Origin of the sequence: Streptomyces sp. NPDC056503 (assembly GCF_042794995.1) — a bacterium.
GTDB lineage: Bacteria > Actinomycetota > Actinomycetes > Streptomycetales > Streptomycetaceae > Streptomyces.
In genome coordinates, this window is sequence record NZ_JBHTST010000001.1 from 26,301 (window position 1) to 39,958 (window position 13,658).

Annotated in this window: 12 protein-coding genes and 1 tRNA gene; 10 read left to right on the top strand and 3 right to left on the bottom strand. The window is 73.3% G+C overall.

Features of this window, described 5'->3' with window-relative positions:
* The first annotated feature begins 197 nt into the window (after positions 1–197).
* Positions 198–2,918: a penicillin acylase family protein gene (locus ACFQ8C_RS00115; RefSeq protein ID WP_383450342.1), complete on the top strand. Its 2,721-nt coding sequence runs from the start codon at positions 198–200 to the stop codon at positions 2,916–2,918.
* Here the strand turns inward: ACFQ8C_RS00115 and ACFQ8C_RS00120 are convergent, their stop codons facing one another.
* Positions 2,919–3,503, bottom strand: coding sequence for a 5-formyltetrahydrofolate cyclo-ligase (locus ACFQ8C_RS00120; RefSeq protein WP_383450345.1), 585 nt, complete (start codon positions 3,501–3,503; stop codon positions 2,919–2,921).
* 117 nt (positions 3,504–3,620) lie between these two features.
* On the opposite strand from ACFQ8C_RS00120, the gene galU reads away from it, so the two are divergent.
* The 8 genes from galU (at position 3,621) to ACFQ8C_RS00160 (ending at position 10,408) form a co-directional block, all read left to right on the top strand.
* Complete coding sequence (gene galU / locus ACFQ8C_RS00125) at positions 3,621–4,532, top strand: UTP--glucose-1-phosphate uridylyltransferase GalU (protein ID WP_383450347.1); 912 nt, start codon at positions 3,621–3,623, stop codon at positions 4,530–4,532.
* A 117-nt stretch (positions 4,533–4,649) separates the two neighbouring features.
* Positions 4,650–5,918 carry a gephyrin-like molybdotransferase Glp gene (gene glp, locus ACFQ8C_RS00130; protein ID WP_383450624.1) on the top strand — a complete coding sequence of 423 codons (1,269 nt, stop codon included), beginning with the start codon at positions 4,650–4,652 and terminating at the stop codon, positions 5,916–5,918.
* 59 nt (positions 5,919–5,977) lie between these two features.
* Positions 5,978–6,463 (top strand): cyclic pyranopterin monophosphate synthase MoaC, encoded by a 486-nt coding sequence (gene moaC, locus ACFQ8C_RS00135; protein ID WP_383450350.1) that lies wholly within the window; start codon positions 5,978–5,980, stop codon positions 6,461–6,463.
* The gene (locus tag ACFQ8C_RS00140; RefSeq protein ID WP_383450353.1) at positions 6,460–7,020 is read left to right on the top strand and encodes a molybdenum cofactor biosynthesis protein B; all 561 of its coding nucleotides are present in this window, start codon (positions 6,460–6,462) and stop codon (positions 7,018–7,020) included. Before moaC ends, ACFQ8C_RS00140 begins: the two co-directional genes overlap by 4 nt.
* Complete coding sequence (locus ACFQ8C_RS00145) at positions 7,017–7,637, top strand: GNAT family N-acetyltransferase (RefSeq protein WP_383450356.1); 621 nt, start codon at positions 7,017–7,019, stop codon at positions 7,635–7,637. The genes ACFQ8C_RS00140 and ACFQ8C_RS00145 overlap by 4 nt, the downstream gene beginning before the upstream one ends.
* Before the next feature lie 154 nt (positions 7,638–7,791).
* A complete protein-coding gene (gene glpR / locus ACFQ8C_RS00150; protein ID WP_383450358.1) occupies positions 7,792–8,904 on the top strand; it encodes a gephyrin-like molybdotransferase receptor GlpR in 1,113 nt (370 codons plus the stop codon).
* 87 nt (positions 8,905–8,991) lie between these two features.
* Positions 8,992–9,068 (top strand) — tRNA-Ala (locus tag ACFQ8C_RS00155).
* A gap of 89 nt (positions 9,069–9,157) precedes the next feature.
* Entirely contained in the window at positions 9,158–10,408 is a 1,251-nt protein-coding gene (locus ACFQ8C_RS00160; protein ID WP_383450361.1) for a helix-turn-helix domain-containing protein, read from the top strand.
* Positions 10,409–10,492: 84 nt separating this feature from the next.
* Here the strand turns inward: ACFQ8C_RS00160 and ACFQ8C_RS00165 are convergent, their stop codons facing one another.
* On the bottom strand, positions 10,493–12,220 hold the full coding sequence (locus ACFQ8C_RS00165) for an FG-GAP repeat domain-containing protein (protein WP_383450364.1): 1,728 nt from the start codon (positions 12,218–12,220) through the stop codon (positions 10,493–10,495).
* Between the two features lie 96 nt (positions 12,221–12,316).
* Entirely contained in the window at positions 12,317–12,802 is a 486-nt protein-coding gene (locus ACFQ8C_RS00170; RefSeq protein WP_383450367.1) for a GNAT family N-acetyltransferase, read from the bottom strand.
* A 50-nt stretch (positions 12,803–12,852) separates the two neighbouring features.
* Here ACFQ8C_RS00170 and ACFQ8C_RS00175 point away from each other — a divergent pair, with 50 nt between their 5' ends.
* Positions 12,853–13,656, top strand: coding sequence for an exodeoxyribonuclease III (locus ACFQ8C_RS00175; RefSeq protein ID WP_383450369.1), 804 nt, complete (start codon positions 12,853–12,855; stop codon positions 13,654–13,656).
* Positions 13,657–13,658 lie beyond the last annotated feature (2 nt).

The following is a 13,658-nucleotide window of genomic DNA, read 5'->3' on the forward strand; positions in this document are numbered from 1 at the left end:
CGGATCGTTCCTCCAGCGGCCGGTACTTCGTTACCTTACCTAATCTTTAACGCTTTCTTGACGCCTTCTTTGCGGTCCGCCGTCCTCGATGCGGTCATCAGTGCGGTTCCTCCCTGACACCGAGTCCAGGGCGCTCAGGCGCTGCGCCTAAGGTTGCTCCCGTACTCCAGGACCACCCTGCCCCTCGAAGGACAGCGATGCCCTCCAACACGACCGCGCCCCCCGCCAAGAAGAAAGGCAGGCGCGCCCGCCTGATCGTCCTGCTCCTGGTCCTCGCGCTGGTCGGGGCCGTCGCCTTCGGCGGCTGGTGGGGGGTCGGCACCGTCCGGGCCTCGTTCCCGCAGACCACCGGCGAGGTCCGGATCGACTCCCTCTCCGGCGACGTCGAGGTGAAACGGGACGCCAACGGCATCCCGCAGATCTACGCGGACAACGAGACCGACCTCTTCCGCGCGCAGGGCTACGTCCAGGCGCAGGACCGCTTCTACGAGATGGACGTCCGCCGGCACCTCACCGCCGGCCGCCTCTCCGAGATGTTCGGCGAGGGCCAGGTCGACACCGACGCCTTCCTGCGCACCCTCGGCTGGCGCCAGGTCGCGCAGCAGGAGTACGACAAGGTCCTGACGCCGGAGACGAAGAAGTACCTCCAGGCGTACGCGGAGGGCGTCAACGCCTACCTGAAGGACCGGCAGCCGAAGGACGTCTCCGTCGAGTACGCGGCCCTGGCCCTCACCAACGACTACGCGATCGAGCCGTGGACGCCGGTCGACTCGGTGGCCTGGCTCAAGGCCATGGCCTGGGACCTGCGCGGCAACATGCAGGACGAGATCGACCGCTCGCTGCTCACCAGCCGGCTCACCCCGGCCCAGATCAAGCAGCTCTACCCGGAGTACCCGTACGCGCTCCACCAGCCGATCCTCGACCGCGGCGCGATCGACCCGGTGACGAAGAAGTTCGACCCGAAGGCCGGCAAGGAGGAGGACGCCGACGGCACGGGGACGGGCGCGGGCGGCGCGAGCGCCCAGCTCGCCGCGCTCTCCGGCCTCTCCGAGGTCCTCGACTCCGTCCCGGCCCTGCTCGGCCCCAACGGCAACGGCATCGGCTCCAACTCCTGGGTCGTCTCCGGGGACCTCACCACCTCCGGCAAGCCGCTGCTCGCCAACGACCCGCACCTCGCGCCGATGCTGCCGTCCCTCTGGTACCAGATGGGTCTGCACTGCCGCTCGGTCTCGGCGACCTGCCGCTACGACGTCGCCGGGTACACCTTCTCCGGCATGCCCGGCGTGATCATCGGCCACAACGACACCATCGCCTGGGGCCTCACCAACCTCGGCGCCGACGTCACCGACCTCTACCTGGAGAAGGTCAGCCCCGAGGGCTACCTCGTCGACGGCAAGGTCAAGCCGTTCGACACCCGCGAGGAGATCATCAAGGTCGCCGGCGGCCGCGACCGGCCCATCACCGTCCGCTCCACCGAGCACGGCCCGCTGGTCTCCGACCGCTCCTCCGAACTGGAGAAGGTCGGCCAGAAGGCCCCCGTCGGCAACTCCGCCCCCGACCGCTCCACCGGCTACGGCGTCTCCCTCCAGTGGACCGCCCTCCAGCCCGGCAAGTCCATGGACGCGATCTTCGCGATCAACCGCGCCAAGGACTTCAAGCAGTTCCGGGCCGCCGCGAGGAACTTCGAGGTGCCCTCGCAGAACCTCGTCTACGCCGACACCAAGGGCAACATCGGCTACCAGTCCCCGGGCAAGATCCCGCGCCGCGCCACCGGTGAGGGCACCCTGCCCGCCCCCGGCTGGGACTCCCGCTACCGCTGGAAGGGGTACATCCCCTTCGAGCAGCTGCCGTACGAGTACAACCCGGACCGCGGCTACATCGTCACCGCCAACCAGGCCGTGATCTCCCCGGAGCAGTACCCCGACCTGCTCACCAAGGACTGGGGCTACGGCTCCCGCAGCCAGCGGATCAACGACCTCATCGAGTCGAAGACCAAGGACGGCGGCAAGATCTCGCCGGACGACATGCGGACCATGCAGACCGACAACCGCAGCGAGATCGCCACCCTGCTCAACCCGCTGCTGTTGAAGATCGACATCTCCGACCCGTACGTCCGCGAGGCGCAGAAGCTCCTGGAGGGCTGGGACTACACCCAGGAGCCCGACTCGGCCGCCGCCGCGTACTTCAACGCGGTCTGGCGCAACGTCCTCAAGCTCTCCTTCGGCGACAAGCTGCCCAAGGAGGTGCGCGCCGAGGGCGACTGCCTCAACGTCCGCCCGGTCGACGCCACCGGGCCGGTCGACGAGCAGAACAAGCTGGTCCGCGAGTGCGGCGAGCGCGACCACGACTCGGCCCAGCCGGACGGCGGCGACCGCTGGTACGAGGTGGTCCGCCCGCTCCTCAAGCAGGAGAAGAGCGAGTGGTGGAAGACCCCCGCCACCCGCATCGACCCGGCCACCGAGACCCGCGACCAGCTGCTCGCCCGGGCCATGAAGGACGCCCGCTGGGAGCTGACCGCCAAGCTCGGCAAGGACGTCTCCACCTGGAGCTGGGGCCGGCTGCACCAGCTGACCCTGAAGAACCAGACCCTCGGCACCGCCGGGCCCGGCGTGGTCCAGCAACTGCTCAACCGCGGCCCGTGGAACCTCGGCGGCGGCGAGGCCGCCGTCGACGCGACCGGCTGGAACGCCGCCGGCGGCTACGAGGTCATCTGGGTGCCGTCGATGCGGATGGTCGTCAACGTCGGCGACTGGGACAAGTCCCGGTGGATCAACCTGACCGGCGCCTCCGGCCACGCCTTCCACGACAACTACACGGACCAGACGGACGCCTGGGCCACGGGCGAGCTGTACGACTGGGCCTACGGCAAGGCGGCGGTCGACGCGGCGGCGAAGGACACGCTGACGCTCAAGCCGTGATCAGGAACGGCCGAAACGGGTCGCCCCCTCCGGGGTGACCACCGCGTGCACGGGGTGGTCGTGCGGTTCCTCCGGGACCCGCGCGACCACCTCGTCCGCGTAGAGGAGCACGACCAGGGCGGGGTCCTTCCCGGCCCGGGCGAGCCGGGCGAGGACCCGGTCGTACGAGCCGCCGCCCCGGCCGAGCCGCATGCCGCGGGCGTCCACGGCGAGTCCCGGCAGCAGCACCGCGTCGGCCGTGCGCACGGCGTCCGGGCCGAGCCGCGGGCCGGTCGGTTCGAGCAGGCCGCGGCCGGCCTTCGCGAGCGCCCCGGCCCCCTCGTACGCCGCCCAGTCCAGGTCGTTGTCGGGCAGCAGGACCGGCAGCAGGACCCGCACCCCGCGCGCGTGGAGGGCGTCGAGCAGCGCGCGGGTGCCGGGTTCGCGGCCGACGGAGACGTACGCGGCGACGGTGGCGGCGTCGGCCAGCTCGGGCAGTTCGAGGCCGTGTCCGGCCAGCGCGTCGGCGGTCCGCGCGAGCGTCTCGGGGGAGAGCGCGGAGCGACCGGCGAGCAATCTCTGCCGCAACAGGGCCTTTTCGGACAAGTCGGGATTCTCTTTCTGCACAGTGGATCCTCAGGAAACTCTCGTAACAGTTGTTATAGGGAGAAAGTTAATTGGAAGCACATCTTTCTCTCATTCCCTAGCGGTTAAGGTGCCTGCATGAATCAGTCGTTCCCACGGCTCGGCCGGATCAGCAAGGCTGTCATCCCGGCCGCGGGCCTCGGCACCCGCTTCCTGCCGGCGACGAAGGCGACCCCCAAGGAGATGCTCCCGGTCGTCGACAAACCGGCGATCCAGTACGTCGTCGAGGAGGCGGTCGCCGCCGGGCTCTCCGACGTGCTCATGGTCACCGGCCGGAACAAGCGTCCGCTGGAGGACCACTTCGACCGGAACTACGAGCTGGAGGAGGCGCTGAGCCGCAAGGGCGACGGCGAACGCCTCTCCAAGGTCCAGGAGTCCAACGACCTCGCCACCATGCACTACGTGCGCCAGGGCGCCCCCCGCGGCCTCGGCCACGCGGTGCTCTGCGCGGCCCCGCACGTCGGCGACCAGCCCTTCGCGGTCCTCCTCGGCGACGACCTGATCGACCCGCGCGACCCGCTGCTCGCCCGGATGGTCGAGGTCCAGGAGCGCCAGGGCGGCAGCGTCATCGCGCTGATGGAGGTCGAGCCCTCCCAGATCCACCTGTACGGCTGCGCGGCGGTCGAGACGACCGTCGACGGCGACGTGGTGCGGGTGACCGGCCTGGTGGAGAAGCCGGAGCCGGCCGAGGCGCCCAGCAACTACGCCGTCATCGGCCGCTACGTGCTCGACCCGGCCGTCTTCGACGCGCTGCGGGAGACCGCGCCCGGCCGGGGCGGCGAGATCCAGCTGACCGACGCCCTCCAGAGGCTGGCGAGCGGCGAGAAGGCCGGCGGCCCGGTGCACGGCGTGGTCTTCAAGGGCCGCCGCTATGACACCGGCGACCGCGGTGACTATCTGCGTGCCATTGTCAGACTCGCGTGCGAACGTGAAGATCTGGGACCGGACTTCCGGGACTGGCTCCGGAGATATGTCAACGAGGAGATGTAGCACGTGAGCAGCGACACGGCACCGTCCCAGGACCACGGCTCCGGCCACGAGGGCGGCCACGGACACGGTCACGGGCCGGGCGACCCCTGCGCGGGACCGGACCGTTCCGGGACGCGCCTGTGGTCGGTCGACGAACACCTGGCCGACATCCTGGCGACCGTCCGCCCCCTGGACCCGATCGAGCTCCAGCTGCTCGACGCCCAGGGCTGCGTCCTGGTCGAGGACGTGACGGTGCCGGCGGCGCTGCCGCCGTTCGACAACAGCTCCATGGACGGGTACGCGGTCCGGGTCGCCGACGTCGCGGGCGCGACCGGGGAGTACCCCGCGGTCCTCACCGTCGTCGGCGACGTCGCCGCGGGCGCGGACGGCCTGCCGGAGATCGGCCCCGGACAGGCCGCCCGGATCATGACCGGCGCCCCGCTGCCGCCCGGCGCGGAGGCCGTCGTCCCGGTCGAGTGGACCGACGGCGGCGCGGGCGAGGGCGCCGCGACCGGCATGCGGGCCGCGAGCAGCGCCCCGGAGGGCGCCGCCGGAGAGGTGCGGGTGCACCGGGCGGCGGAGCCCGGCGCCCACGTCCGCAGGGCCGGCAGCGACGTGCGCGCGGGTGAGCTCGCCCTCGCCGCCGGCACGGTCCTCGGGCCGCCGCAGCTCGGCCTGCTCGCCGCGATCGGCCGGGGCACGGTCACCGTCCGCCCGCGCCCCCGCGTGGTGGTCCTCTCCACCGGCAGCGAACTCGTCCAGCCCGGCGAGGAGCTGGGTCCCGGACAGATCCACGACTCCAACAGCTTCGCGCTCGCCGCCGCCGCCCGGGACGCCGGCGCGCTCGCCTACCGGGTCGGCGCGGTCGCCGACGAGGCCGAGTCGCTCCGCGCCACCATCGAGGACCAGCTCATCCGGGCCGACCTCGTCGTCACCACGGGCGGCGTCAGCGTCGGCGCCTACGACGTGGTGAAGGAGGCCCTGACCGCCGACGGGCAGGTCGACTTCCGCAAGCTCGCCATGCAGCCGGGCAAGCCGCAGGGCTTCGGCGCGGTCGGCGCCGAGCAGATCCCGCTCCTCGCCCTGCCGGGCAACCCGGTCTCCTCGTACGTCTCCTTCGAGCTCTTCGTCCGCCCGGCGATCCGCGCTCTGATGGGCCTGGAGGAGCTCCACCGGCCGGTCGTCCGCGCCACGCTGAAGGCCGACGCCCCGCTCTCCTCCCCGTCCGGCCGCCGCCAGTACCTCCGGGGGACGTACGACGCCGAGTCCGCCACCGTCACCCCCGTGGGCGGCGCCGGCTCCCATCTGGTCGCGGCCCTCGCCCACGCGGACTGCCTGCTCGTCGTCCCGGAGGACCGCGACACGGCCGCCCCCGGCGAGGAGCTGGACGTGGTCCTCCTCGGCTGAGGGGGAGCCCGCGGGGGTACGGTGTGTCGTCCCACACAGCGACCGGGAGTGTCACGGCGATGAGCACGCAGCAAGGCCTCACCCACATCGACGAGGCGGGCGCCGCCCGCATGGTCGACGTTTCGGCGAAGGACGTCACGGCCCGCACGGCGCGCGCCAGCGGGCGGGTGCTCGTCTCGCCGCGCGTGATCGAGCTGCTGCGCGGCGAGGGCGTGCCGAAGGGCGACGCCCTGGCCACCGCCCGCATCGCCGGGATCATGGGCGCCAAGAAGACCCCCGACCTCATCCCGCTCTGCCACCCGCTGGCCGTCTCCGGGGTGACGCTGGACCTCACCGTGGCGGACGACGCCGTGGAGATCCTGGCGACCGTGAAGACCACCGACCGCACCGGTGTCGAGATGGAGGCGCTGACCGCCGTCTCGGTGGCCGCGCTGACGGTGGTGGACATGATCAAGGCGGTCGACAAGGGCGCGGTCATCTCCGACGTGCGGGTCGAGGAGAAGACCGGCGGCAAGTCGGGCCACTGGACCCGGGACGACGCGTGACGCGCGGCGGCCGGGTCGCGGGCGCGCACGAGGCCCACGGCGGCCCGCTCACCGCTCCGTACGCGGCGCTCGTCGTCACCGCCTCCAACCGGGCCTCCGCCGGGGTCTACGAGGACAAGGGCGGGCCGCTGATCGCCGAGGGGCTGCGGGGCATGGGCTTCGCGGTCGACGGACCGCGGGTCGTGCCCGACGGGGCGCCCGTCGAGGCGGCCCTGCGCGCCGGGATCGCCGCCGGGTACGACGTCATCCTCACCACCGGCGGTACCGGCATCTCCCCGACCGACGAGACGCCCGAGGTCACCGCCCGCGTCCTGGAGCGGCAGATCCCGGGGATCCCGGAGGCGATCCGGGCGTACGGCCGGGAGAAGGTGCCGACGGCGGCGCTCTCCCGGGGGCTCGCCGGCGTCGCGGGCGGGACGCTGATCGTGAACCTGCCGGGATCGACCGGCGGGGTACGGGACGGGCTCGCCGTCCTGGAGCCGCTGCTGCGGCACGCCGTGGACCAGATCCGCGGCGGCGACCACCCGAGACCGGCGGAAGCGGGCCCGGCGTCATGACCACGGCCTGGCCGGCCGTCCTCGCCGACGGAGACGTGGTGCTCCGCCCGATAAGGATGCGCGACCAGCGGGAGTGGCGGGAGGTGAACCGCCGCAACCGCGAGTGGCTGCGCCCCTGGGAGGCGACGGTGCCGCCGTCCGCGCCGGGCATGCCGCCCGCGCGGCGTCCCACGTACCGTCAGATGGTGCGCCATCTGAGGTCGGAGGCGAACGCGGGGCGGATGCTGCCGTTCGTCATCGAGTACCGGGGCCGGATGGCCGGGCAGCTGACGGTCGCGGGGATCACCTGGGGGTCGATGTGCTCCGGGCACGTGGGCTACTGGGTGGACAGCGAGGTGGCCGGGCGCGGGGTGATGCCGACGGCGGTCGCGCTCGCCACCGACCACTGCTTCCGGGCGGTGGGGCTGCACCGGATGGAGGTGTGCATCCGGCCGGAGAACGGCCCCTCGCGGCGGGTGGTGGAGAAACTCGGCTTCAGGGAAGAGGGATTGAGGCCGCGCTATCTGCACATCGACGGTGCCTGGCGGGACCATCTGGTGTTCGCGCTGACGGCGGAGGAGATTCCGGAGGGACTGCTCGCCCGCTGGCACCGGACGCGGCGCAGGGACGCCGCATAATCGCGCTATTCATATAACTGTTCGAATTCCAGCGGCATATGAACACCGATCGATCCGAACAATCACAAAAAAGTTCAGTGATATCAGCCAGATCGTGCGACACACCGGGCCAATTGGCCGATGCCCCGTCGCGAACCCCTCTACCGTGTGAGGCGTGAGCAGCAGCGGCCTCATCTACGCAGTCATCGTCGGGGCCTGGGCCGCCTACCTGGTGCCGATGTGGCTCCGCAGGCAGGACGAGCTGAACGAAGCCCGTCCGACGGAACGCTTCAGCACCGCCATCCGGCTGCTGTCCGGACGGGCGGGCATGGAGCGCCGGTACGCCAAGGAGCTCCGCGAGCGGGACCGTACGGCCCTGGAGGCGGCGACCGACGTGGACCCGGACGCGGCGACCGAGCAGTTGAGCTCGGTCGACGTCCGGGCCTTCTCCGCGCCTCCGGACAGGACCGAGGCGCGCCTCGAACTCCCCGAGCCCGCCCCCGAACGACGCCCGGAGCGCGAGCCCGAGCGCCGGTCCGAGCGCGAGCCGGAGGCGGCACCCGCCCCGGCGGCCCGGCCGGCCGCGGGCGGTGCCGGAGCGAGCGCGGGAGCGGCGGGTGCCGCCGAGCGGGCCCGCCGGGGCAAGGCCCTGGCGCGCCGCCGCCGCACCACGATCGTGCTGTTCTCCGCCTTCACCCTCGGCGCCGTCGTCGCCGCCGTCGGCGGTGTCGCCTTCCTGTGGGCGCCCGGCGTGCCCGCCGTGCTGCTCAGCGCCTACATCGTCCATCTGCGCGGACAGGAGCGCCGCCGCTTCGTCTACGTGATGGACCGGCGCCGCGCCGAGGCCGCCGCCGCCCGGCTCCGCGAGACCCGCCGGGCCGCCGCGCCGGCACCCGAGCCCGAGCCGTCGCCCGCGCCGCCGGTCTCCCCGCAGGAGGCCGACCGGCGCGCGCTGGTCGAGCAGACCGACCACGCCGAGTGGGTGGACCAGCAGCGTGAGCGCGGCCCGGCCCGCGGCGACAGCTGGGACCCGGTGCCCGTGCCGCTGCCGACGTACGTCACCGCGCCGGTCGCGCCGCGCGCCTCCAACGGCGTGGACGTCACCGACCCGGAGACCTGGAGCGCGGCCCGCTCCTCCACCGCCGCCGAGCAGCCCCCGGCCGCCTCGCCGGCCCCGCGCCGCCGCCCGGCTCCGCCGCGCCGCGGCCGGGACCACGGCCGCACCCCGCTCTTCGACCAGTACGCCGACCGCGCGGACGACGAGCGCCCCCGCGCCGCCAACGAATGAGGGGCCCCGCGCGGGGCCTCATCTGACCTGCGGCGGAAGCGATTTTTCTTCTCGCCGACCGGGATGCTAATGTTTCACACGTCGCAGGGGCCTGTGGCGCAGTCCGGTAGCGCACCTCGTTCGCATCGAGGGGGTCAGGGGTTCGAATCCCCTCAGGTCCACCAGCGGATGACGAGATCCCGTCCGATCGAAAGATCGGGCGGGATCTTCGTCGTCCACGGGCGGACCATCTCGACACCCTGGGGTTGATCACGTGCTGGAGCAGCCTTACTTCGGGCGCCGGCTCAGGCGGCTGCGTACCGAACGGGGTCTGTCGCAGGCCGCGCTCGCCGGGGACGGCATGTCCACCGGCTACCTCTCCCGGCTGGAGTCCGGGGCCCGGAACCCCACCCCGCGCGCCGTGGAACACCTCGCCGCGCAGCTCGGCGCCGACCTCTCGGTCTTCGACGAGGGGGCCGGCGGCGACTCGCTGAGCCAGGCCCTCGCCCTCGCCGCCTCCCTGGAGTCCGACGAGACCCTGGAGGCGCTGGAGCGGGCCCTGGCCGCCGAGGCCGGCGGCGACCAGGACCCGCCGCTGCGCTGGCAGGCCCTCTGGCAGGTGGCCCACTGGCACCGCCGCCACCACCGGCGGGAGCGGGAGCGGGAACGCCTGGAGGAGCTCGTCGCGCTCGGCGAACGGCTCGGCCAGCCCGCGCTGCGCGTCCGCGGCCTCGCCCGGCTCGCCCGCTGCCTGCGCACCCTCGGCGACACCGGCCCGGCCGTCGACGTGGCCGCCGACGCCCACCGGCTGGCCCGGGAGCACGGCCTCGCCGTGCCCGACGTCGCCGCCGGCCTGCTCGCGCTGGTCTCCGTGGAGTCCGAGGCGGGCCGCCTCGCCGAGGCCCGCGCCCACGCCGACGAGCTCACCGAGCTGACCGCCGACCGCCGCGACTCCCTGTGGGCGGAGGCCCTGTGGACCGGGGCGGCGGTACGGGTCCGCCAGGGCGACTTCGAGGGCGCCCAGCTCCTCCTCGACCAGGCCCTCGCGGGCTTCCCCAGCACGGGCGACCTCGGTCTGTGGACGCGGCTGCGGATCGCCGCCGCCCATCTGCACGTCCAGAAGACGCCGCCCGAACCGGACGCGGCCGAGCGGTACCTGGAGCAGGCCGAGAGCGGCCTCGCCTTCCTCGGCCTCCCGGCCCTGGAGCGGGAGGTCGTCTCCATCAGGGCCGAACTCGCCTTCGAGGAGGGCCGGTTCGCCGACGCGCGCACGCTGCTCGACCGGCTGCGCGGGGACGGCGGCGAGGGTGGGGGCCGGGGCGGGGCCGACCCGCGGATGACCTACCGGGGCCGGGTCCGGCTCGACGTCCTGGACGGCCGGCTGCTGGTCGCCGAGGGCCGGGAGCAGGCCGGGCTCGACCGGCTGCGCGTCCTCGCCGAGGAGGCGCGGGCGTCCGCCAACCTCGACCTCGCCGCCGACATCCGGCGCGTCCTCGCCGAGACCCCGGGCGGACCGCGCGCCTGACCGGCGGCGGAAGGCCGCCGGGGGCTCGCGTGCGGCGAGCTCCCGGCGGCCTTCGGAAGGGCGTACCGGCGGTCCGGTGGCGGATCAGAAGAGCAGGTTGTACCTGTTCCAGCCGCCGCCGACCTTGACGCGGGTCGCGAACGGGCGGGTCGCGGTGCCGGAGCCCTGGTAGTACCAGAGCGTGCCGGCGGCGTCGCGGGCCACCAGGTCGGCCTTGCCGTCCGAGTTCAGGTCGCCGGGCGAGACCAGGGAGGTGTAGCCCTGCCAGCCGCCGCCGACCTGGACGCGGGCGCCGAAGGTGCCGTTGCCCCTGCCCGGGTAGAGCCACAGGACGCCGGCCTTGTCGCGGGCGAGCAGGTCGGCCTTGCCGTCACGGGTGAGGTCGGTGCCGCCGGTGAGGACGGCGTGGATCTGCCAGCCGCCGCCGACGCGGGCCCGGGTGGCGAACGGCGCGGTGCGGTTGCCGGTGCCCCGGTAGAGCCACAGCGTGCCCGAGGCGTCCCGGGCGAGCAGGTCGGCCTTGCCGTCGCCGGTCAGGTCGCCGGCGCCGACCAGCGCGTCGTACACCTGCCAGCCGCCGCCGACCTTGCGGCGGTCGTCGAAGAGGCCGCCGTCGCCGGAGGCCGCGTACGACCAGAGGACGCCGTTCCGGTCCCGGCCCACCGCGCCGGCGCCGGTGCTCTGCACCGTCAGCGGGCCGAGGCGGGTGGCGGCCGAGTAGCCGGCCCATTCGCTCGTGGCGCCGGACAGGTCGCTGTACGAGAAGATCCGCGGGCTGCGGCCGGAGCCGACGTTGAAGTAGAGGTCGCCGCCCGGGGTGCGCCCGATGAGCTGGTAGCGCGGGATGACCGGGATCGGGCTGGCGATGCCGAAGTCGGCCGTCGCCTCCGGGTTGCCGGTGCCGAAGTCGTACACCTCGTAGACGGTGGTGGCGCGCAGCTTCCAGGCGGGCGTCGTCACGTCGGACCGCAGGCCGTAGGTGATCGTGTAGTCGCCCGGCGCGCTGATCTCGCACCAGATGCCGCCCCAGCCGATCTCGCCGAGCGAGTGGTCGCACACGGCGCCCTCGGCGCCGCCCGCGTCCACGCCCGTGACGTCGACCTTCAGCTCGCCGTCGTCCCAGCGCCGCTCGCCGGGCGCCTCGGCCAGGTTGATGTCGAGCCGGCCCGTGTCGACCGCGTGCAGCTTCACGGTGTGCTGCACCGTGCCGCCGCCCGGGAGGGTCGGCACGGTCGGCTTCATGGTGTTCCGGGCCACGTGGGCGCGGGTCTTCACGGTGATCGTGGAGTGCGCCCGGCGGTCGCCGATCGGCTGGGTGGCGGCGGTCTGCGCCTGCTTGATGCCGGCGTCGACGCTGGCGCCGCGCGGCACGTAGACCAGCGCGTAGTAGGCGGTCGTGTTGTCGGCCGCGGTGGCGGTCGCCCTGACCTCGGGCGCGGGGAAGAGGTAGCCGTCCTCCGTCACGTCGCAGAGGTAGACGCCGGCCTTGCCGGCCTTCGGCGTGCAGGAGTCCGTCGGGTCGACCGTGAGGCCGGCCGGGGCGCCGCCGCCGGTCCAGGCCGCGTCCGTCAGCGGCTTCTTGCTGAGGGCGTAGACGAAGGTGCCGTCCGGCTGCCCGGTCTCCATGCCGCCGCCCCCGGGCGAGGACAGTTCGGCCCAGCCCTCGCCGGGCTGGAGGACCTTCGCGTCCACCGGCTCGAAGTAGTACGTCGGGTCGCCGGCCGCCAGGGCCGTCCCCGCCCCGCCGATGATTCCGCCGGTGGCGAGCAGTGTCGCCGCCACTCCGGCGCTGAGAAACGTGCGCTTGCGCAAGTTGAGAGGCCCCCCTCGGGCGTTCGTCGTTGCCGGGCACGACTGTAGACGCCGACTTGAACACGTTCAAGTCGCTTTTCCGGGGCCTCCGGGGGGTCAGTCCAGCGGCTTGGCGAAGCAGCGGCTGTTGTCGTGGTGGCGGTAGTGGCCGAACTTGGCGGCGGTGGGCTCGTAGCCGCTGGAGGTGTAGAGGGCGATGGCCTCGGGCTGGGCGGTGCCCGTCTCCAGGACCACGCGGGTGCGGCCGGCGGCGCGGGCGTCGTCCTCCAGGAGGGCCAGGATGCGGCGGGCCAGGCCCAGGCCGCGGGCCTCGGGTATGACGTACATGCGCTTCAGCTCGGCGTCCCCGTCCGCGTACCCCTCGTCGTTCTCGTCCTGGCGGCGCCAGGCGCCGCTGGCGACCGGGCGGCCCTCGGGGTCGTACGCGAGGAGGTACAGGCCCCGCGGCGGGACGAACATCGAGGGGTCGAGCGGTGTGGCGTCGCCCTCACTGTCGCCGTAGCGGACGACGTACTCGGCCAGCACCTCGTCCTGCAGTTTCACGGAATCGGGGTGGTCGTAGGGGATCGGCTCGATGCGCATGGCGTCGATCGTACGTGTATGCGAGCGGCGGGTGTCGGTATTCTCCCGGGATGTTCACTGTCACCAGCGCGAACGTCAACGGTCTTCGTGCCGCCGCCAAGAAGGGCTTCGTCGAGTGGCTGGCGGAGACCTCCGCCGACGCCGTCCTGCTCCAGGAGGTGCGCGCCGAGGAGGCGCAGCTGCCCGAGGAGGTCCGGACCCCCGAGGGCTGGTTCACCGCCCACGCCCCCGCCGCCGCCAAGGGACGCGCCGGCGTCTCGCTCTACCTGCGGCGCGAGCCCGACGCGGTCCGCGTCGGCTTCGGGTCGGCCGAGTTCGACGGCTCCGGCCGCTACATCGAGGCCGACCTGCCCGGCGTCACCGTCGCCAGCCTCTACCTCCCCTCCGGCGAGGCCGGGACCGAGAAGCAGGACGAGAAGTACCGCTTCATGGGCGAGTTCCTGCCCTACCTCAAGGAGCTGCGGGTCCGCGCCGCCGCCGACGGCCGCGAGGTCGTCGTCTGCGGCGACTGGAACATCGCGCACCGGGAGGCCGACCTCAGGAACTGGAAGGCCAACCGCAAGAGCGCCGGCTTCCTCCCCGAGGAGCGCGAGTGGCTCGGCCGCGTCCTGGAGGAGACCGACGGCGGGTACGTCGACGTCGTCCGCGCCCTCCACCCCGAGCAGGAGGGCCCCTACTCCTGGTGGTCCTACCGCGGCCGCGCCTTCGACAACGACAGCGGCTGGCGCATCGACTACCACATGGCCACCCCGGGCCTGGCGGCGAAGGCCGTCAAGGCGTACGTGGAGCGGGCGGCCACCCACGCGGAGCGGTGGAGCGACCACGCTCCGGTGACCGCGGTGTACGACCTGTAGGC